Annotated in this window: 19 protein-coding genes; 9 read left to right on the top strand and 10 right to left on the bottom strand. The window is 70.8% G+C overall.

Annotation, left to right across the window (positions count from 1 at the left end):
* Window positions 1-128 precede the first annotated feature (128 nt).
* Complete coding sequence (locus ABZ027_RS41310) at window positions 129-1,256, bottom strand: winged helix DNA-binding domain-containing protein (RefSeq protein ID WP_356777916.1); 1,128 nt, start codon at window positions 1,254-1,256, stop codon at window positions 129-131.
* Window positions 1,257-1,351: 95 nt separating this feature from the next.
* Window positions 1,352-2,374: a hypothetical protein gene (locus tag ABZ027_RS41315; RefSeq protein ID WP_356777918.1), complete on the bottom strand. Its 1,023-nt coding sequence runs from the start codon at window positions 2,372-2,374 to the stop codon at window positions 1,352-1,354.
* A 182-nt stretch (window positions 2,375-2,556) separates the two neighbouring features.
* On the opposite strand from ABZ027_RS41315, the gene ABZ027_RS41320 reads away from it, so the two are divergent.
* The 8 genes from ABZ027_RS41320 (at window position 2,557) to ABZ027_RS41355 (ending at window position 9,838) form a co-directional block, all read left to right on the top strand.
* Window positions 2,557-2,832, top strand: a complete 276-nt coding sequence (locus ABZ027_RS41320; RefSeq protein WP_356777920.1) for a heavy-metal-associated domain-containing protein — start codon at window positions 2,557-2,559, stop codon at window positions 2,830-2,832.
* Between the two features lie 82 nt (window positions 2,833-2,914).
* A complete protein-coding gene (locus tag ABZ027_RS41325; RefSeq protein WP_356777922.1) occupies window positions 2,915-5,185 on the top strand; it encodes a heavy metal translocating P-type ATPase in 2,271 nt (756 codons plus the stop codon).
* Window positions 5,186-5,210: 25 nt separating this feature from the next.
* Window positions 5,211-5,492 (top strand): metal-sensitive transcriptional regulator, encoded by a 282-nt coding sequence (locus tag ABZ027_RS41330; protein WP_356777924.1) that lies wholly within the window; start codon window positions 5,211-5,213, stop codon window positions 5,490-5,492.
* A 225-nt stretch (window positions 5,493-5,717) separates the two neighbouring features.
* Window positions 5,718-6,110 (top strand): BlaI/MecI/CopY family transcriptional regulator, encoded by a 393-nt coding sequence (locus ABZ027_RS41335; RefSeq protein ID WP_356777926.1) that lies wholly within the window; start codon window positions 5,718-5,720, stop codon window positions 6,108-6,110.
* 32 nt (window positions 6,111-6,142) lie between these two features.
* Window positions 6,143-7,081 carry a M56 family metallopeptidase gene (locus ABZ027_RS41340; protein WP_356777928.1) on the top strand — a complete coding sequence of 313 codons (939 nt, stop codon included), beginning with the start codon at window positions 6,143-6,145 and terminating at the stop codon, window positions 7,079-7,081.
* 213 nt (window positions 7,082-7,294) lie between these two features.
* Window positions 7,295-8,152 (top strand): class I SAM-dependent methyltransferase, encoded by an 858-nt coding sequence (locus ABZ027_RS41345; protein ID WP_356777930.1) that lies wholly within the window; start codon window positions 7,295-7,297, stop codon window positions 8,150-8,152.
* Window positions 8,153-8,253: 101 nt separating this feature from the next.
* Window positions 8,254-9,312, top strand: a complete 1,059-nt coding sequence (locus ABZ027_RS41350) for a LuxR C-terminal-related transcriptional regulator (protein ID WP_356777932.1) — start codon at window positions 8,254-8,256, stop codon at window positions 9,310-9,312.
* A gap of 97 nt (window positions 9,313-9,409) precedes the next feature.
* The gene (locus tag ABZ027_RS41355) at window positions 9,410-9,838 is read left to right on the top strand and encodes a transcriptional repressor (RefSeq protein ID WP_356777934.1); all 429 of its coding nucleotides are present in this window, start codon (window positions 9,410-9,412) and stop codon (window positions 9,836-9,838) included.
* A 104-nt stretch (window positions 9,839-9,942) separates the two neighbouring features.
* Here the strand turns inward: ABZ027_RS41355 and ABZ027_RS41360 are convergent, their stop codons facing one another.
* The 6 genes from ABZ027_RS41360 to asnB all read right to left on the bottom strand — a co-directional run bounded on the left by ABZ027_RS41360 (window position 9,943) and on the right by asnB (window position 17,250).
* Window positions 9,943-10,296 (bottom strand): hypothetical protein, encoded by a 354-nt coding sequence (locus ABZ027_RS41360; RefSeq protein ID WP_356777936.1) that lies wholly within the window; start codon window positions 10,294-10,296, stop codon window positions 9,943-9,945.
* 262 nt (window positions 10,297-10,558) lie between these two features.
* Complete coding sequence (gene mshA, locus ABZ027_RS41365) at window positions 10,559-11,860, bottom strand: D-inositol-3-phosphate glycosyltransferase (protein WP_356777952.1); 1,302 nt, start codon at window positions 11,858-11,860, stop codon at window positions 10,559-10,561.
* 197 nt (window positions 11,861-12,057) lie between these two features.
* Window positions 12,058-13,638, bottom strand: a complete 1,581-nt coding sequence (locus ABZ027_RS41370) for a class I tRNA ligase family protein (protein WP_356777938.1) — start codon at window positions 13,636-13,638, stop codon at window positions 12,058-12,060.
* A 48-nt stretch (window positions 13,639-13,686) separates the two neighbouring features.
* Complete coding sequence (locus tag ABZ027_RS41375; RefSeq protein WP_356777940.1) at window positions 13,687-14,424, bottom strand: SDR family oxidoreductase; 738 nt, start codon at window positions 14,422-14,424, stop codon at window positions 13,687-13,689.
* Between the two features lie 124 nt (window positions 14,425-14,548).
* The gene (locus tag ABZ027_RS41380; protein ID WP_356777942.1) at window positions 14,549-15,478 is read right to left on the bottom strand and encodes a PrpF domain-containing protein; all 930 of its coding nucleotides are present in this window, start codon (window positions 15,476-15,478) and stop codon (window positions 14,549-14,551) included.
* A complete protein-coding gene (gene asnB / locus ABZ027_RS41385; RefSeq protein WP_356777944.1) occupies window positions 15,475-17,250 on the bottom strand; it encodes an asparagine synthase (glutamine-hydrolyzing) in 1,776 nt (591 codons plus the stop codon). Before asnB ends, ABZ027_RS41380 begins: the two co-directional genes overlap by 4 nt.
* A 150-nt stretch (window positions 17,251-17,400) precedes the next feature.
* Between asnB and ABZ027_RS41390 the strand changes: the two genes are divergently transcribed.
* Window positions 17,401-18,141 carry a PIG-L deacetylase family protein gene (locus ABZ027_RS41390; RefSeq protein WP_356777946.1) on the top strand — a complete coding sequence of 247 codons (741 nt, stop codon included), beginning with the start codon at window positions 17,401-17,403 and terminating at the stop codon, window positions 18,139-18,141.
* A 9-nt stretch (window positions 18,142-18,150) separates the two neighbouring features.
* Here the strand turns inward: ABZ027_RS41390 and ABZ027_RS41395 are convergent, their stop codons facing one another.
* Both ABZ027_RS41395 and metF read right to left on the bottom strand, forming a co-directional pair.
* Window positions 18,151-18,822: a maleylpyruvate isomerase family mycothiol-dependent enzyme gene (locus tag ABZ027_RS41395; RefSeq protein WP_356777948.1), complete on the bottom strand. Its 672-nt coding sequence runs from the start codon at window positions 18,820-18,822 to the stop codon at window positions 18,151-18,153.
* On the bottom strand, window positions 18,812-19,672 hold the full coding sequence (gene metF / locus ABZ027_RS41400) for a methylenetetrahydrofolate reductase [NAD(P)H] (protein WP_356777950.1): 861 nt from the start codon (window positions 19,670-19,672) through the stop codon (window positions 18,812-18,814). The genes ABZ027_RS41395 and metF overlap by 11 nt, the downstream gene beginning before the upstream one ends.
* Window positions 19,673-19,786 lie beyond the last annotated feature (114 nt).

A 19,786-nucleotide genomic window follows, 5' to 3' on the forward strand; every position in this document is an offset into this window, starting at 1 on the left:
CAGCCTCGCCCTCTTCGACACCGCCACGGCCCAGCAGCTGTTCGGCAAGAAGGGCCCTGTTCCATGTCCCGCTGTCCGCTGCCCCTCGTCCCGCTGTCCTGCTGTCCTGCTCTTCCGCTGAGGTGCCTCTATCGGATGACGGTGCCGAACCGGATGTCGTACGACGGCTCCGGGTGCAGCACGCGCAACAGGTGCTCCCCCTCCTCGGTCACCGCGCGGCGCTGGTCCCTGGTGAGGCGGCCGAAGGGCTCGATGACGAGGTTGCCCTCCTCGATTTTCCACACGCCCGCCAGGAAACCGTCGACCAGGAGGGTGCGGTGGGCCTGGTTGCCCTGCCAGGCGCGGCCCCAGTGCTCCGGAGGGACGACGCGGGTGCGGTCGGCGTGGGAGAGGAGCAGGTTGTCGAACTCGGGGAGGAAGCGGGGCGGCGCGGGGGTGTCCGGGGCGGGTCGGGGCGCGTCCGGGAGGTCGAAGAGTTCGGTGCCCTGTTCGTCGCGGAAGGTGACCAGGTCCGGGCGGAGGCGTTCGAAGGCGTCACGCAGGCGGGTCAGGCCGGCCCAGGTCTGCATGTCCTTGACGGACGCGGGGCCGAACGCGGCCAGGTAGCGCAGGACGGTGGCGTCGGGGGTGGGTGTCGGCTCCGTGGGGCGGCCCAGCCAGTGCTCGGCGGTGGTGAGGGCGACCTGGCCGCTGCGTTCCCACAGTCCGCGCGGGGTCACCTGCACCAGCGGCAGCTTGCAGCGGGCGGCGATCGCGAGAGCCTGCGGATCGGCGTCCGGCCAGACGGCGAGCAGGGCCTCGCGCAACTGCTTCATGGTGCGCGGCTCGGCCTCGACGAGGTCCCGGGCGAGCGCGGCCAGCCGGTCGAGGTCGACACCCTGAAGTCCCCTGCGGAAGGCGGTGAGTTCGCGGTCCCGGGCGGGTTGCACCAGGGGACGCAGGGTGAGGCAGTCGGCGGCGGTGTGGGTGTGGATGGTCGAGCGCATGGTGACGATGCGCACCACCGCACGGTCGGCCATCAGTCCGGACAGCTTGCCCGGGGTGAAGCCGTCGAGGCGGGCGGCGAGGGCGTAGTACGGGGGCTTCACGTTCTGCGCCTGGAGGCCCAGCAGGTGCTCGACGGCGGCCTCGGCGGACAACGGGGCGCGGCGCAGCAGCAGTTGCCGCTCCAGTGTGGCCCGGTTGAGGGCCCGGGTGTCGAGCACCGGCACCGCGGCCGCCGACCGGGAGGTGTTCCGCTTCGTCGTCTTCGTCATGTCGGGCACGCTAGCGGGGATCGCGGACAGGTTCGGTCCGCGACTCCCGTTCCAGCGGTTCCGGGCATGCTGATCACCTCGGCCGACCGCGTCGATCAGTGTCCGTGCGGCGACGACTCGTCGGAGTTCCCCGACCCGGCCTGCGGCGTCGCCTCCGCCTCGGCTCCCGAGCCCGCGCCCGTGCCCTGGGCACGCACCGTGAAGGCGGCGGTGCGGACCTTGCCCTCGTGCTTGAAGTCCAGGAACAGCCGGTAGGCGCCCTCGCTGGGGGCGGTCGCCGTGAAGGAGACGTCGGGGCCGGGCCGGGTCCTGCCGTCGCCGGGCTCGCCGTTGGGGTGGACGTGCAGGTAGGCGAGGTCCCCGGAGCGCAGGGCGACCAGGTGGCCGTATGCGCCGAGGTAGGGCTGGAGGTCGCGTACCGGCTTGCCGTCCTTGGTGACGGTCAGGTCGAGTTCACCGGCCTTGCCGGGGGTCAGGGCGCCCTTCAGTGCGACGTCGTAGCCGTCCACCGTCGCAGTGGTGTTCCGCGCGGGAAGCGGGTTGGGCTCGTAGGCGCCGGAGACGGCGAGGTCGGCACCGAGCGTGAGCCCTTCTCCGCCCTTGGGCGTGAAGTCGGCGAAGACCCGGTACCCGCCGGCTTCGGGGAGTTCCACGGGAGTGGACCAGGTGCCGTCGGCCGCCCGGGTGGGATGCAGGTGACGGTAGGTCGTCAGGTCGCGTGAGGCGACGATCAGATGCAGTTCCTTGTCGTGCTCCCGCTCGTAGGCCGACACCTGCCGTCCCGTCGATGCCCGCACGACGGCGAAGCGCAGCTGTGTCTTCTTGTCGGCCTCAAGGCGCGGGGTCTTCAGGTCGAGGGTGTAGCCGCCGTCCGAGATCTGCAGACCCCCGGGCGGGGCCGGCGCCGCACTCGCCCCCTCAGGCTGCTGACCGTCCGGCTCGTGGCCCTGTTCATGACCGCCGCCCTGTTCGGCGCGAGTGCCCCCGGCGTGCTTCCCGTGAGCGGCGCTCGCCGGCTCGGGCGAGATCTCGCCGACACCGCTGCCGACGCCGTACGCGGTGCCGAAGGTCGCGGCGAGGGCGGCGGCGAAGACGGTGATCCGCAGTCCGGTGTTCATATCTCGCACTCCTCGATCTCCCGGCCGCCCCGTCTGACGGCCTCCACACACCTCAACATACCCCTAGGGGGTACCAAGTCAAGCCGGGATCCCGCTTGCGTTCGATACGGGTGGGGGGTATACAGGAAGCCAATCCACGGATACCCCGCCGGGGTATCCGGCTCGCCCATGATGGAGGAACCGTGTCCGACTGCTGCACCCCGGACGGAAGCTGCCACACCCAGACGGAGACCAAGACCGTCGTCTACAAGGTCGGCGGCGTCGGCAGCGCTCACTGCCAGGGCATCGTCGCCAAGGCCGTGGGAGGCCTGGACGAGGTCAAGGCGGTCGAGGTCGAGATCGGCACCGGCCTGGTCACCGTGACGACCGACGCCGAGCCCGGCGAGGAGCTCGACAAGCTGATCGCCGACACCGTCGACGAGGCCGGCTACGCCTTCGCCGGCCGCGCGGCCGTCTGAGCCGCCCCACCCGGGGTGGGGCCGCGTCCAGGCCCCACCCCCCGTTTTTCCGTGTCGCGTCCGTGAGCTGCGAGGAGCAGACATGACCACCACCACGCCCGGCGCCGCCGAGGTCGAACTCGCCATCGGCGGCATGACCTGCGCCTCGTGCGCCGCCCGGATCGAGAAGAAGCTCAACCGCATGGACGGGGTCGAGGCCACCGTCAACTACGCCACCGAGAAGGCGAAGGTCACCTTCAGCGAGGACATCGCCGTCACCGACCTGATCGCCACCGTGGAGGCCACCGGCTACACCGCACGGGAACCCGAGCGGGACCCCGTGCGTGGCGGATCCGGGCCCGGCTCGGCCGAGGAGGGACCGGAGACCGACGAACTGCGGCCGCTGCGCGAGCGGTTGATCACGGCGGTCGCGCTCGCGGTCCCGGTGATCGCGATGGCGATGGCTCCCGCCCTGCAGTTCGAGTTCTGGCAGTGGCTGTCGCTGACGCTGGCGGCGCCCGTGGTGACGTACGCCGCCTGGCCCTTCCACAAGGCGGCCTGGACCAACGCCCGGCACGGCGCGGCGACCATGGACACGCTGATCTCGGTCGGTACGACGGCGGCGTTCCTGTGGTCACTGTGGGCGCTGTTCTTCGGCACGGCGGGCACACCCGGCATGACGCACCCCTTCGAGTTCACCATCGCCCGCACCGACGGCGCCGGGAACATCTACCTGGAGGCCGCCGCCGGCGTCACCGCGTTCATCCTCGCCGGGCGGTACTTCGAGGCCCGCTCCAAGCGGAAGGCGGGCGCGGCGCTGAAGGCGCTCATGGAACTCGGCGCGAAGGAGGTCACCGTCCTGCGCGGCGGCCGGGAAGAGCTCATCCCCGTCGCGGAGTTGAAGGTGGGTGACCGGTTCCTGGTCCGCCCCGGGGAGAAGATCGCCACCGACGGCACGGTCGTCGAGGGCTCCTCCGCCGTCGACGCCTCCATGCTCACCGGTGAGTCCGTGCCCGTGGAGGTCGCGGCCGGCGACGGCGTCACCGGCGCCACCCTCAACGCCGGCGGCCGACTGGTCGTGGAGGCCACCCGGGTCGGCTCCGACACCCAACTCGCCCGCATGGCCAAGCTGGTGGAGGACGCGCAGAACGGCAAGGCGGCGGCCCAGCGGCTCGCGGACAAGATCTCCGCGGTCTTCGTGCCGGTCGTGATCGCCCTCGCGCTCGGCACCCTGGGCTTCTGGCTCGGCAACGGCGCGGGCCTGACCGCCGCCTTCACCGCGGCCGTGGCGGTGCTGATCATCGCCTGCCCGTGCGCCCTGGGTCTGGCCACCCCGACCGCGCTGATGGTCGGCACGGGGCGCGGCGCCCAGCTCGGCATCCTCATCAAGGGCCCGGAGGTCCTGGAGTCCACCCGCAAGGTCGACACCATCGTCCTCGACAAGACCGGCACCGTCACCACCGGCCGGATGACCCTGCTCGCCGTGCACACCGCGGACGGGACGGACGAGGACGAGGCACTGCGTCTCGCGGGCGCCCTGGAGCACTCCTCGGAACACCCCATCGCCCAGGCGGTCGCCGCGGGCGCCGCCGCCCGCGTGGGCGCCCTGCCCGTCCCGGAGGACTTCGCCAACCTCGCGGGACTGGGTGTCCAGGGCATCGTGGAGGGCCACGCCGTCCTGGTCGGCCGGCAGAAGCTGCTGGACGAATGGGCCATCACCCTCCCGGTGGGGCTGGAGCGCGCCAAGGCCGAGGCCGAGGCCGCCGGGCGCACCGCCATCGCGGTCGGGTGGGACGGCGAGGCCCGTGCCGTCCTCGAGGTCGCCGACGCCGTCAAGGAGACCAGCCCGGAAGCGATCCGGCGGCTGCGTGCCCTCGGTCTCACGCCCATGCTGCTGACCGGCGACAACAGGACGGTCGCGGAGTCCGTCGCGACCGAGGTCGGCATCGACCGGGAGCATGTGATCGCCGAGGTCATGCCGCAGGACAAGGTGGACGTCGTCAAGCGCCTCCAGGGCGAGGGCCGTTCGGTCGCCATGGTCGGCGACGGCGTCAACGACGCCGCCGCGCTCGCCCAGGCCGACCTCGGTCTGGCGATGGGCACCGGCACCGACGCAGCCATCGAGGCCGGCGACCTGACCCTGGTACGCGGTGACCTCAGGGCGGCGGCGGACGCCATCCGGCTGTCCCGCAAGACGCTCGGCACCATCAGGTCCAACCTGTTCTGGGCCTTCGCCTACAACGTCGCCGCCCTCCCCCTCGCCGCCTCCGGACTCCTCAACCCGATGATCGCCGGAGCGGCGATGGCGTTCTCCTCGGTGTTCGTGGTCGGCAACAGCCTCCGCCTGCGCGGCTTCCAGCCCACCGACCGATGAGCCACCGACGACTCAGGAGGCACCCATGGCCGGATACGAGAACCACCGGGACGACGTCGTCAGGCGGCTGCGCAGGATCGAGGGCCAGGTGAGGGGACTGCAGCGGATGGTCGAGGAGGAGACCTACTGCATCGACGTCCTCACGCAGATATCGGCCACCAACGCGGCCCTGCAGGCCTGCGCGCTGGCGCTCCTCGACGAGCACCTCAACTGCTGTGTGACCGACGCGATCGTGGAAGGCGGCGAACAGGCCCGGGCCAAGGTCACCGAGGCGTCCAGGGCCATCGCGCGACTGGTGAAGGCCTGACGGGCGGGTCGTGCGGGCTCGCGGCTGCGGGGCCCGGTGCGGTGAGGACCGCACCGGGCACTGATCGCTGTCCAGCGGGACCTGCGGGACCTGGGGGTCGGACCTGCGCAACCTGCGGGACTTGCGGAATCTGCGGGACCTGCGGGGCCCATCCCTTGGATCACCGATGTGGCCTACGATGTGGCATCCCGTGGCATCCCTACGCGGAACGAAGAAGGGGCCGACGTGCGGCGGCTTGGTGATCTGGAAGCCGAGGTGATGGACCGGCTCTGGCGATGGGGCCGGCCGGCGACGGTGCGTGAGGTCTTCGACGACCTCAAGGGTTCGCGGCCCGTCGCCTACACGACCGTGTTGACGGTCGCCGACAACCTGCACCGGAAGGGCCTGGTGCGACGCCGCAAGACCGGCCGCGCCTGGCTCTACACCCCGGAGTGGACCCGCGACGAATACACAGCCGGGCTGATGAAGGACGCGCTGGGCCACACCGAGGACCGGGAAGCCGCGTTGCTCCGCTTCGTGGAGCACATGTCCCAGGAGGACATCTCCGCACTGGCGGCGGCCCTGCGCGCCGCGGGCCACAGTCCTGATCAGGGCAGCGGCCAAGGGGCTGCTTCGTGAGCGGTTTATTCGCTCACACAGTCGAGTTGCTGATGGCACGGCACCACGTGCTCCCGCCCCTCGCGGTCGCCGTGGCCGCCGGGCTGGTGCTGCCGGGACTGTTGGCGCGCAGCCGCTGGGCACGTGAGGTGCCCCGCCTGGCGCTCTGCGCCTGGGCCGCGCTCGCCATGCTGTTGCCGATGGCCGTCTCCCTGCTGGCCGTGGAATCGCTGCTGCCCAACCCGGCCAGTCATGCCCTCTCCCACTTCGTCGAGGACTGCTTCCTCCCGACGGGGGCGTCGTGCGCCCCGCCGTCGGCCGACCGGTTGGCGAGTCTGAGCCCTCGGGTGTGGAGCGCGCTCGCGGCCGGCGCCGCGGTGCCGGTCGTCCTCACCGTCACCTTCGCCCGGGAACTGCTGGGCGCCCGCCGCCGTCGGGCCGAGCACGCCGACGGGCTGCGCCTGGTGGCCTCCAGGGAGTCGGCGCTGAGAGCCACGGTGGTACCGCACAACACCCCGGTCGTGTACTGCCTGCCGGGCCGGGGCGCGCAAGTGGTGGTGAGTTCCGGGGCTCTGCGGGTCCTGACGCGGCAGCAGCTGACGGCGGTGCTGGAACACGAACGGGCTCACCTGGTGGGCCGCCACCACCTGTTCCTCTGTGCCACATCGGCCCTTCGAACGGTGCTGCGCGCCCTGCCGCTGACTCGGCACGCGCAGGAAGAAGTGCCGCTCCTGCTGGAGATGGCCGCCGACGACCGGGCGCTGCGCGGGTCCTCCCGGGATGCTCTGGCGACAGCTCTGTACTCGCTCGCGGCCGGGCAGCATCCGCAGGCCGCCTTCGCGGCGGGCGGTTCCTCGGTCGTGGTACGCATGCGCCGGATTCTCACGCCGCGGACATCAGGGCATCCGGTACTGCGGGCCGTCCTGGCGGGGCTCGTCCCGGCGGCCGTTCTGATTCCCCTGGTCGTCGTGTGCTGTTCGACACCGGTGTGACGGGGAAGGACCGCGCTGTCGTCGCGGTCGGTGGCCTTCGCCGGACGGTTCGGAGGCAACGCCGCTGGCGTACACGCGCGTTGGCGTGGACGCGCACCGTCCACGGCTGGTGCGCGTGATCCCGCACCGGACAGCATGGTGGCGCGGCGGGTTCCCGGCGGCACGGGGTCCCGCCAGGACGGCAGGGACCGGTTCGAGTCATCTGGAGGAGCGGTGCACACGCAGGCGAGCACGTCGGTGACGTCCGCGCTCGACCCGGTCCCGCCGTTCCGAGCGCGGAACGCGATCACCGTCCGGCCTTACCTGCTTCCCGGCCTGGAGTCCCTGGCCGAGCAGACCGACGACCAACTCTGGCTCCAGGACGCCCTCCTCGGCCCTTTCAGCGGCGACATCGTGGGCTTTCTGGAACTGGCCAGGAGCACCGGTGGCCCGGTCCTCGATCTCGGCTCCGGTGCCGGGCGGCTCGCCGTGCCCTTCGCATGTCACGGATTCGAGGTCGAGGCCGTCGACCGGCATGCGGAGAGTCTGCGTCGACTGCGGGCGAGGGCCGAGGGCAGGGGCCGCCATGTTCGGGACCGCGTGACCACGACGTGTGCGGACCTGACCCGGCCACGACTCCGCCGACGGTACCAACTCGTATTGCTGGCAGGCACGTTGGTGGCTGCGGTCGCCCCCTCCGTACGCGTCGGCTTCTTCCGGTCCGTCGCCGCGCACCTGGGCAGCGGCGGCGCCCTGGCCTTCGACTACACCGCCCATGACACCGGGGCCTTGATCCGAGACCCGGTGCGGACCTGGGTTTTCCAGGTGCCCAGATTCGACGGCGTGACCGAGTGGGCGGTGGCGCGGCAGGTCTTCGATCCGGCGGCCATGAGGGAACGGATCACCTACGACGTCGAGCGCTCGGGCGGGCACGGGGCACACAGGTCGGTCACGACCACCACCAAGTGGGTCGTCGACGACGCGGAGTTGACACGGGATCTGCGCGCGGCCGGGCTGCGTGTCGTCGAGCGCCGACAGCGGCGGCTGGACGGCCGGACCCGTAGCGTCATGCTGGCCTGCCGAACCAAGTGATGCCCGTCACACTACTATGCTGGGTCGGAGTTCGGGGCGACGGCATGTGACAAGGTGTGACCGGGGCAACTCGGAGCATCACTGAGGAGGGTCACTTCGGCATGCCCAACGGCGGTGGCAGGACAGGCAAACAGTCCACTGATCTGGCACTCGCCCTCTACCAGGAACTCAGGGCGCGTGGAGCATCGAGCCTGCGAGGCATCGCGTCGGAGATGGACCTGTCCGACGACGAGACGGATCGATGTCGTAACGAACTACTCACCCTCGGCCTGGTGGTCGCCACGGGGCCGGCCCATGACAACCGACTGGAACTGGACGCGGGCAAAGCGTCGGAGGAGCAGTCCGACGCGGTCACCGTCGTCGCACCGGAAATCGCCCTGCTGCGCCTGCTGGAGCGGGAACGCACCCGACTGCGCAACCACCTGGAACAGGCCGACCGCGCCCACAACACCCTCAAGACACTGGCGGGCAACTTCCTCCGGGTGGAAATGCTCACCCAGGCGTCCGGCGTGGAGGTCGAGATCCTGCACGACTACCGCCGCATCCAGCAGGTCCTCGAGGACATCACGGTCACGGTGCGGCACGGTCTGTCCTCGATGCATCCGATCGCACGCGGCAGGGAGATCCCCGAAAGGGCACTCAACCGCGACCGACGGCAGATCGAGAACGGGGTTCAGGTCCGCTCCATCTTCAGCCAACGTCTCGCCGGCGTGCCGGAGGACGCCGAACACCTGCGGGCCAAGGCCGAACTGGGCGTACAGGTCCGCCTCTCCCCCGTGGTGCCGATGAACATGATCATCGCTGACGACCAGTTCGCGATCCTCCCGGTGAACCCCGAGGACCACACGGCCGGGGCCATCCTGGCGCACGGTTCCGCTCTGGTGCGCTCCTATCAGGCCCTGTTCGAGCACGCCTGGCACATGGCGACGCCGTTCGGCGATCAGACGCGGCCGGCCCACGGTGGTGACGGCCTCCGGGAGCAGCAGCGCGCCGCCCTGCGCATGCTCGCGTCCGGGATGAAGGACGAGAAGGTCGCCCGCAATCTGGGCGTCTCCCTGCGCACGGTGAGCAGGATGATCTCCGACCTCATGCAGGAACTGGATGCCTCGAGCCGCTTCGAGGCCGGAGTACGCGCCGCGCTGATGGGCTGGCTGGACTGAATCGACTCCGCCGTCGCCGCGATGCCGGGGTCGGTAGATGTGGAGGGGCAAGAGGTACGATGGCCACAAACCTTTGGTCCCCTCAGATGGCGGAGAGATGGCACTCGAAGCAGTGGCGAGCGAGCGCGACGCGGCCATCCAGCGTCTGCGCGATGTCGGTCTGCGTGTCACGAGCCCGCGTCTTGAGGTGCTGCAGGTGTTGGCCGCCGGCGGGCACCTGGACGTGGAGGGTCTGACCGCCGCGGCCCGCGAACGCCTCGGAACCCTCACCAGCCAGGCGGTCTACGAGATGCTTCGGCATTTCCTGGAGACCGGCCTCGTCACCAAGTTCGACCGTCCCGGGTGGCCGGCCGTGTTCGAGATCTCCGGCACGCCGCACCAGCACGCGATGTGCACCAACTGCGGACGGGTGGAGAACACGGCCCACGAGGCGCCGAGGCCGCCCAAAAAGGGCCTGGCGGGTTGGCAGATGCACGGCGCGGACATCATTTTCAGGGGACTGTGCCCGGACTGCCGGGATTCTTGAGAATACGTTCGATCGGCAGAATACGTTCGATCGAAGAAAGGCGAAAAGCCGTGGGGTGCGGAACACAGCACCCCACGGCTTTTCGCTTCGCCCGATCGACAGCGTTACACCTTGGGCCAGTTGTTGTCCGTACCGTCGTCCGGGCCGGTCGGCCAGTTGTTGTCCGCGGCGTCCAGCGGCTTGTTCGGCCAGTTGTTGTCATCGGTACCCAGCGGCTTGTTCGGCCAGTTGTTGTCCGCGGCGTCCAGCAGTCTGTTCGGCCAGTTGTTGTCGGTGCCCACGGTCGGTACCGAAGGCCAGTTGTTGTCCGACGCTCCGGCCACCACCTGCTGTGACGCATGTCCCTCCGCCGGCATCGAGGTCAGCACCCCAGCCGCCACCACCGCCGTACACAGAGACAGCGCGGTGGCGAACTGGACGACGACCTTGCCGAGACCGGAGCCGCGCACTACGAACATGTTCCCTCCAGGAGTAATCGATATTTCTCTGGAGACCCGTGCCGCCGGGCCCCCTCGAAGACATTTCAATAATCGCGCACCCGGAATTGGGAACCAACGGTTCCCCAAGTCGCAGATCTGCCATGGCATGGATGCGACAGCGGGCACCTCCAGAAGGGCGATTTTCAACCAGTCCTTGAGAGGTTGATTTCAGCCTCGAAAAACACCGGGCGTCCGGCATTATTTGGGGTTCACCACTTCTTTGGTTGCACCAAAGAAGCTGCTACGCTGGTACGACGGCCCTCCTGCTCCTCCAGGAGGGAGCGGCCGTAGGGGCAGGGGCGTGCCGCCGCCCCCGCCCCACCTCCACGATCCGGTCGGTCAGGGCGTGGGTGTACACCCCCAGGGTGCGTTCGGCTGCGGCCCGCCAGCTCATCCGCTCCGCGTGCCGCACGGCCGCGGATCCCATGAGTGCGGCTTCGGACGGGTTGCGCGAGAACCACAGAAGCCGCCGCGCGAAATCGACGGGGTCGTGTCCTTGTACGAGCAGCCCGGTGACCCCGTCCCGCACCGCGGCCGAAAGGCCCCCGACGGCCGCGGCCACCACCGGAGTTCCGCAGGCCTGTGCCTCCAGCGCCACCAGGCCGAAGGACTCGCTGCGTGAGGGAACCACCAGCACGTCGGCCGCTCGGTACCAGTCGGCCAGTTCCCGCTGGGGCACGGCGGACTCGAAGTGGATGACGTCGGTGAGCCCCAACCGCGAGCACATGTCCTGGAGTTCACCGCGTGCTCGCAGGCCCGTGCCGCTGAGCCCCCCGATGAGCGGAACGTGCATCCGGGGGCGCAGTCCCGGCGCCTGTCGCAGCAGCGCACCCACCGCCTGGATCAGGACGTCCGGTCCTTTGAGCGGCTGCATCCGGCCGGCGAAGAGCGGAACGAAGGCCCGCTCGGGCACCCCGAGTCTGGCCCGCGCCGCGCGTCTGCCGTCCGCCGGGTGGAACGTACGGGTGTCGACTCCGGGAGTGACGACATCGGTGCGGCCGGGCGGGGCGTCATAGAGGCTGCCCAGGGCCCCTGCCTCTTCGGGGGTGTTGGCGATGAGCCGGTCGGCCGCGAGGACCACTCCGCTCTCACCGCGGACACGCGACTCGGGTTCGGGCGTGTCCCCGGGCGCCAACGACAGGTTCTTGACCCGGGCCATGGTGTGCATGGTGTGCACCAGCGGAACGTCCCAGTGGGCGGCGGCGACGGCACCGGCCAGGCCGGACAGCCAGTAGTGGGAGTGCACCACGTCGTACGGTCGGTTCGCTCCGGCACGCAGCAGCGCCAGGGAGAAGTCGAGCAGCAGCTCGGGCATGGCTTCTTTGGGAAGCGGGCGGCACTCTCCGGCCCGCAGATGCCGGACCCGCACCCCGGGGGCGAGTTCGACCAGCGGCGGCTGCCCTTCGCCGCGACACCGGGTGAACAGGTCGACCTCGGCTCCCCGTTCGGCGAGGGCACGGGACAGCTCGACCATGTAGACGTTCATTCCTCCCGCGTCCCCGGTGCCGGGCTGATGGAGCGGCGAGGTGTGCACACTGAGCATGGCGACGTTCAGGGTCACGTGGAGCTCCTTGGAAGCCAGGGCCACGCGCCCGGACGCCACGATGCGCCGGACACGCGGCGTCTTCTACGACTGGTTGTGCCGAAGTACGGGTGAGGTGTGTTTTTCGCGGGCGGGAGAACGGTGTGCCCACCTGGTGGCCGGTCGGACCAGGTGGGCACGCGTCGAGCGGTTGCCGGTCAGAACCCGAAGACGGGTCCGGACGGGGGCTCCAGCCGCGTTCCGGGAGCCGATGGTCGCAGCGCTTCGGGGAGCACCGGGCTTCCGGCTTTCATCCGTAGCGCCGCGGCCAGGCGGGTGGCCCCCTCGGGCATGACGGGCCAGGCCCACGACGTCAGCGCGCCGGCCACGGCGAGCTGTGCCGCCACCGCGGGAAGATGGCCTCGCTCCCCCCGTGGCTGGTCCCGTTCGAAGACGTTGACGTAGCCGAAGTCGGCCGCACAGTTGACCACTTCGTCCAGCACCGCCACCGCGCGACGGGGATCGAAGGCGTCGGGTCCGTACGCCTCGCGCAGGTCCTCGGCCGCCCGGTGCAGCCGCCGCCGCAGCGCCTCCCAGCCCGTCCCGCCGGGCTCCACGTCCGGCACCAGCCCCCTGCAGTCTTCCCGCACGGCCGTGAACAGACGGCTCAGCCAGCTGTTCCAGGTGGCCTCCAACACCTGCCGGGTACGGTGCAGTTCGTCCCGGTGGAACCCGGTGCTGCGGCCCAGCGGCCGCAGTTGGAGGACGTGGCGGCGCAGGGTGTCCGAACCGAACTCGGTGAGCAGGTCGAGGGCCCACACGCCGGGCCCGCCGTCCACGGCGGTCCCCCGGTCCGTGTCCACGCGGTAGGTCTCGTTGACGTAGATCTCCTGGGGGAGCTTCATGCCGCGTGCGATGAGGATGGCGGGCAACAGGACGGCGTGACAGAAGGCGTGCTCGAATCCGCAGAAGTGGATGGCCCGCTCGGGCAGCGGCTCGTCGTCCTGGCCGTAGCCGAAGAGCTGCATGACGACGGACTCGAAGCACGCGTCGATCCGGTGCTCCCCGAAGTCGTCGATGGGGATCGGGACGCCCCAGTCCCCCGGGTGTCCGACACACACGTCCGGCAGCCCGTCGTCGAGCAGGCCGCGGCACAGCGCCGTCAGCCGGGGCGGCAGGGCGGTCGAGGACCAGTGGTCGGCCAGCGCGTCACGCATCGGCTCCAGGGGGAGATACATCCGCCGGCAGCGGCGCGGCCGGCCCGCGGAGCCGCACAGTGCGCAGACCGGGTCGATGAGATCGGCGTCCGTCGGTCGGGCGCACGCCTGGCACAGGCTGCCGTCGGCGCGGGCGCCACAGCTCGAACAGGCGCCGACCACGAAGGCGCCGTACAGCCATCGCTCGCAGGAGGTGCAGTACGGCTGGAGTCGGGTGCGGGCGACGATGGCGTCCCGTGTGAACAGTTCCAGGAAGATGTTCTGCTGCCAGCGCTGATAGCCGCGATCGTGGCGGGGACGGACGATGTGGTCGAACTCCACGCCGGAACGCAGCCAGTCGGCGGTGATGGCGGCGCGGTAGCCCTCGGCCACCTCCTCCGGCTTGCGGCCGCCGCGTAACGCGCGTACCTCCACCGAGTCGGCGTGGTCGGCGGTGCCCGTGCTGAAGAGCACCGGCTGACCGTCGGCACGCAGAAAGCGGCTGAGCACGTCGGCGGCCACGTACGGACCGGCGAGGTGCCCGATGTGCAGTTCGCCGTGGCTGGCTGGTGGAGTCGCGGTGATCCACAGGGGGGTGCTCATGGGCGGTCCTCCTTGGCGGTGGTGCGAGCGGCTGCCGGTCGTGGGCCGTCAGCGGGGCTCGAAGTGGAACGAGCGGATGAAGCAGTCGCGGGGCTGCTCGACCGCGTAGACGATGCATTCGAAGAGGGCCTGGGTCGTGAGCTTCTCGTCCCGGTACTGGGCGTTCTTGCCCGTGCCCTGCCATTCCACGGACCGTGGGTCCGAAGTGGAATAGTCGGGCGGATAGAGCGAGAAGACCCTCACCCCGGAAGGGCGCAGCCTGCGCCCGAGGATCTCCGCGAATCCCGCCTGGGCGCCTTTGGCGGCGTGGAAGGCCTCGTGGGCCGGAATGTCGCCGGCTCCGCCCGGTTGGCACACGGCGACCATGTTGATGATGTCGGGACGTTTGGAGACGCGCAGCAACGGCAGGAAGTGCTTGACCATGAGGACGGTGCCGCCGGCCGTGGATTCGATGGTCTCGACGATCGAGTCGTCCGAGGCGCCTTCGAGATCCATGCCGTCGAGCCACCGGGCACCGTTGTTGACCAGGAGATCGACCCGGTCGGTCCGTTCGCCCACCTGCCGGGCGAACCCCCGGATCTCGGCCGGCTTGCTGAGGTCGCAGCCGAAGGCGTGGATACGGCTTCTGGCCTCGCCCATGACTTCGGTCCTGGTGCGTTCCGCGGCTTCCACCGTGCGGGCGGACACATAGACTTCCGCGCCGAGGTGGGCGAATCCGATGGCGATCGCCCGCCCGAAGTACCGGGACGCCCCGGTCACCACGACACGCATGTTCTCGAACTTCATTCTGGAAACCACTCCCCCGGTCGGGACGCAGAACGGCCGCGTTCCTTCTGCTCTGCGAGGAACAGGGGCCGATCACCAGCGTGGCAGGAAGACGGCCGTCATTCCGCCGTGAGCGGTTGCGCGTTCACGCCGTGACGTGGATACGCCAGGGCAGGGGCACAGCACGTTCGAGGACGCGGGCCCGCTTGCCGTGCACCGACACACCCAGCAGTCGGCCCGCACGGACGGCGGCGGACGCCTGAAGGTCGCCCGCCGGGGTGCGCAGGGTCAAGCGGCCCCTCACACCGGCCATGAGACGCCACGGCACACAGCCCGGCACCACGGTGGCCGCTGCCAGGCAGGTGCTGCCGGTCAGTGCGAGGGACGGGTGCCAGCCCGCCACCGTGACCGCCCGCACCGACAGACGGCCAGGGGCGTACGACCCCACCGCGGCGATCTTGGGCAGTGCCCGGTGCGCGGGAAGTCCCAACAGGCGGGCGGCCGCTGTCCGCACCCTGAGCAGTCGCCCGAGGATGTCGTCACGGGCGGCGAGGAGAGCTTCCTCCGAGCTCAGTCCGAGCAGGCCTGCCTCGACGAAGACATAGGGGTTTCCATAACGGACGATCGAGACGGGCAGGCCGCACAACCGGTCCACGGGGCGCCCGGTGGGCAGCAGTGCCGACACGTCGGCGGCCCGCTCCAGTCGCACCGTGTACGCGCCGCCGGGCTCCGGCTCGCAGACCACCGGGTCTCCCGTGGTCACCGCCCGCACCCGCACCCGGCCCGGCAGTCCCGCGCTGACGGTGGCCGCGAGCAGTGAGTGGCCGCAGCCGGCCCGGAAGTCGGCGCCGTCGGCCAGCGTCTGGACGAACCGGTAGTCCAGGTCGAAGGCCGCGTCGGACGACCTTCCGTACAGCGCCACCTTGTGGATCCGGCCGAGTCCGCTCTCCCGCAGCCACGTCCTCAGGGCCGCGAGTTCGGCGGAGGAGGCCAGGGATCCCGGCGGCAGCCGGTCGCTGTCCACCACCAGGGTGGGGCAGGGCGCGCCTTCGGCCTGGACGATGTCGGCGATCACGCCGCCCAGCCGACGGGCACCCTCAGCCCCTGGACGACGTCCCTCCACAGTTCGTGCACGGCCAGCGCCCACAAGGTGAGCGCGTCCCGGTCCGAGGGGCGGTCGAGGTGCCGGTCGAGCAGTGCCCGCACCCGATCGGGCCGCACCTGCCCGCCCCGGGACAGCCTGGCCGGCGACAGCAGGTCACGGACCGGCTCCAGCAACGGGCCGCCCGGGGCGATCATGGCGGTGAGCGGCAGCGTGAAGGGCTGCTTGGGCCTATTCAGGACGGCCCGGGGCAGCAGTCCCTCGCCCGCTTCGTACAACGCGCGTTTGCCGTGCCGCTGCTCGGCCGGCAGCGTCCGGGCGAGGGCGGCCACGGACGGCTGACAGAACGGCAGCCTCGCCTCCACGGCCCAGGCCATGCTGAGGTGGTCGACCCGCCGCAGGTGGTAGGCGGGCAGCCGTCGGCGCGTCTCGAAGCGGGTGAGTGTGTCGAGGCGGTCCGTGCCTTCGGCTCGGGCGGCGCGCAGCTCGGCCGTGATGTGGTCGGCCACGGAGCCGCGTTCCGTGATGAAGGCCCGGTAGTCGGGGGTGTAGAGCCGTTCGCGCAGCAGCCGTGGGGCGGCGGCCAGGGCGTCGACGTAGGCGCCCGTCCAGTCGGTGCCGGCCGGAGCGGCGACGGCGGCGCGCACCCGGTCGTAGCCGCCGAAGAGTTCGTCGGCGCCGTCGCCGGTGAGCGCGACGGTGAATCCCGCGCCGTGCACCGCCCGGAACAGCGCGTAGGTGCTCAGGGCGATGGGGTCGGCGTTGGGCTGGCCCAGGTGCCGGGTCGTGCGGGTGAGCAGGGACACCAGTTCTTCGGAGTCCACCTCGACGTGGTGGTGGACCGTACGGGCGCGTCGGGCGACGGCCCGGGCGTAGGCGCCCTCCGCATGGGGCCAGCGTCCCCGGTAACCCAGGTGGAACGTGTGCAGGGGTGCGGCCTCCTCGGCGGCGAGGGCGGTCACCAGGCCGGAGTCCAGGCCTCCGCTGGTGATGGCACACAGGGGGACGTCGGCGCGGGCCAGTCGGTGCACCTCGTGGCGCAGGGTGTCCAGCAGACCGGCGCCCGGTGCGGCCTTGCGCGGGGGGCGACGGACCACGCGTAACCCGCGGCTGCCGCGGGCCACCGCGGTCGCGCCGGGCGGGAGAACCCGGATGCCGCGCAACGCGGTGTCGGTCCCGAAGGGTGTCTTGGTGGCGAGGACGGTGTCGAGTGTCTCCTCGCGGGGATCGGCCGGCACTCCGTCGAAGGCGAGCAGCGCCGGGATCTCGGAGGCGAACCGGACGGCACCGCCCGGCCCTTCGTGGTAGTGGATGGGCTTCATGCCCATCTCGTCGACGGCGAGCACGAGTTGCGGCGTGGCACGCAGGTCGAGTATCGCGATCGCGTACATGCCGTCCAGTTCCTCGGCGAACGCGGGGCCGTATTCGGCGTAGAGCGCGGGCAGCACACCGCCGTCGCAGGAGTCCGGGAAGACGTGACCGCGCGCCGCCAGTCGGCGCCGCAGTTCACGGTGGTTGTAGATCTCGCCGTTGAGTACCGCCAGGACTCCCGGGACGCTCGCCAGCCGCAAGGGCTGGGCGCCGCCGACCGGTTCGGTGACGGCGAGACGGTCACACCCGAGTGACCACCCGCGGCCGGTGAGCAGTCCACGCTCGTCAGGGCCGCCGTGTCGCTGCCGGGCGGACACCGTGTCCAGCTCAGGACCAGTGGCCGCCACGGCGAAGGAGCCGAAGATCCTGCACATGCCGGTCGCCTCCGGATCTCTTGCTTGCCATCGACTGCTTCGGATTGTTTTGAATCTACCAATTATTTGGGTGGCACGTAAGTGCCATGTCTCGGACACGCCACGGATCCGGTCTTGCCGCCCTCGGACAACGGACAAGAGGCTTGCCTCATGGACGAGTTCAGGCCCGACGCCCCCGACCGCAGCGCGCCCGAGCGACTGCTCGTGGTGGCCGCCCACCCGGACGACATCGAGTTCTGCGTCAGCGGCACGGTGATGCGGTGGATATCCAGCGGCACCCGCGCGACATACTGCATCGTGACGGACGGTGACGCCGGGGGGTACGACGAGCGGCTGCCGCGCCAGGCGATGGCGGATCTCCGCCGCGCCGAGCAGGTCCATTCGGCCAAGCTCAGCGGGGTGCACGACGTGCGGTTCCTCGGTTACCCCGACAGTTTCGTCGAACCGAGCGCGCACCTGCGGCGCGATCTGTGCCGGGTGATCCGCCAGGTACGTCCACAGCGAGTGATCATCCCCAGCCCGGAGATCAACTGGAAGCGGGTCGCGGACCTGCACCCCGACCACCGCGCGGTCGGCGAGGCCGCACTGCGCGCGGTGTACCCGGAGGCCCGCAACCCCTTCGCACACCCCCAGTTGCTCAAGGACGAAGGTCTCGAGCCCTGGGTCGTACGGGAGTTGTGGCTCATGACAGGGCCGACACCCAACCAGTACGTCGACGTCACCCCCGTCTTCGACCGCAAGGTGGACGCCCTGCGCATCCACACCTCGCAGACGGCCCACTTCGAGGACCTGACCGGCCTGCTGCGCGACTGGCTGACCGAACACGCCCGAGCGGGCGGCCTTCCCGCGGGCCGCCTCGCCGAGGCCTTCCAGGTGGTGCGCGTCGACTGATCCGTACGGTCAGCGGTAGATGAGCAGTTCCTGCTCGTCGGCGCCGAGCAACCGGTACCGCGTGCCGACGAGCGGCCGCCCCGTGAAGATGCGGATCAGCGTCGCCACGTCCCCGTGGAACTCGGCCACCGAACGCCCTTCCTCGGGTCGGTCCAGGACGACCGGGGCCGGGTGACCGGTGAGATGGGCGCGCAGCAACGGGGTGTCACGCCTGCCACTGGTCACCGCCAGCAGCGGGATCGCGTACCGGATGCCGGCCCCCTCGTAGGCGCCCGGTTCGCCCAGCGCCTCTCGTACGTCCCCGGCGTGTACCCACTCCCCCAGAGCGACCGCGTCCAGCTGGCCGTCGTCGTGCGGGGCGATGGCGGGCCCCGCCTCCGTGAACCCGCGCTCCAGCTCGTCCAGGACACGCCGCAGCGGCCAGTCCTCGCGCTCGGCGACGTCGGCCGCGTTCGACGCCGGCAGAAACACCCCCTCCTCCAGGCGTCCCTCCACGATCCGCATCAGCGCCGCGCCACAGTGGGCGAGGACCTGACGCACCGTCCAGCCGGGACAGGCCGTGCGCAGCTCGAAACGCTCCTCGGGCGTCTCACGGAGCAGCGGCATGAGGGCGTCGCGCTCGGTGAGCAGCAGCCGTCCGGGAAGCTGGGGGTCACGCTCAGTGGGGCGGTCAGCGGGCACTGAGGCTCCTTGCGTCCTGAAGGGTCCGGTGGATGTCGACGGCCGCGGTCGAGCGGTTCAGGGTGATGTAGTGCAGCCCCGGGGCGCCCTCGGCGAGCAGTCTCTCGCCCATCGCGACGGCGTGGTCCACTCCGACGCGGTACGCGGTGGCCGGGTCGTGGCGGGCGGCTTCGAGCCGATGGGCCAGGTCCTCGGGGAACGCGGCGTCGCTGAGCTCGGCGAATCGGCGGATCTGCCGTACGTCGGTGGCCGGCATGATCTCGGGAATGATCGGCGTGTGGCAGCCGGCCGCGACCACCCGGTCCCGGAAGCGGAGGTAGTCCTCGGGGCGGAAGAACATCTGCGTGATCGCGTAGTCGGCGCCGGCCCGGCACTTCGCCACGAAGTGCCGCAGGTCGCTGTCCGGGTCCGGCGATCGGGGGTGGCCCTCGGGGAAGGCGGCCACCCCGATCCTGAAGTCACCGAGCGAGCGCACCAGTTCGACCAGCTGGTAGGCGTAGGTGAGGCCGCCCGGGTGAGGCAGCCACCTCCCCCTCGGGTCACCCGGCGGGTCGCCCCGCAGCACCAGCACGTCACGGATGCCCGCGTCCGCGTAGGCTCCGACGATCTGCCGCAGCTCGGCCACCGAGTGGCCCACCGCGGTGAGATGGGCCACCGGACGCAAGGTCGTCTCCGCCGCGATCCGGTGGGTGATCGAGACGGTGCGGTCCCTCGACGTGCCCCCGGCGCCGTAGGTGACGGAGACGAAGTCGGGCCGCAGGGCCTCGACCCGGCGTACGGCGTCCCACAAGGCGCGCTCCCCGGTGGGCGTCCTCGGGGGGAAGAACTCGAAGGAGAAGGTCGTCGTCATGTCCTGCCTCCGGTGTCTAAGAGCTCCGAACAAAAGTGGAGTCCGATCAGCTCGCGGCGTCTGGTGCGTGCGATCGCAAGGCGCCGGAAGCTCCTCGATGGGGGTCCCCCCGCT

It is taken from the genome of Streptomyces sp. NPDC006332 (assembly GCF_040612855.1).
In the GTDB taxonomy this organism is placed as follows: domain Bacteria; phylum Actinomycetota; class Actinomycetes; order Streptomycetales; family Streptomycetaceae; genus Streptomyces.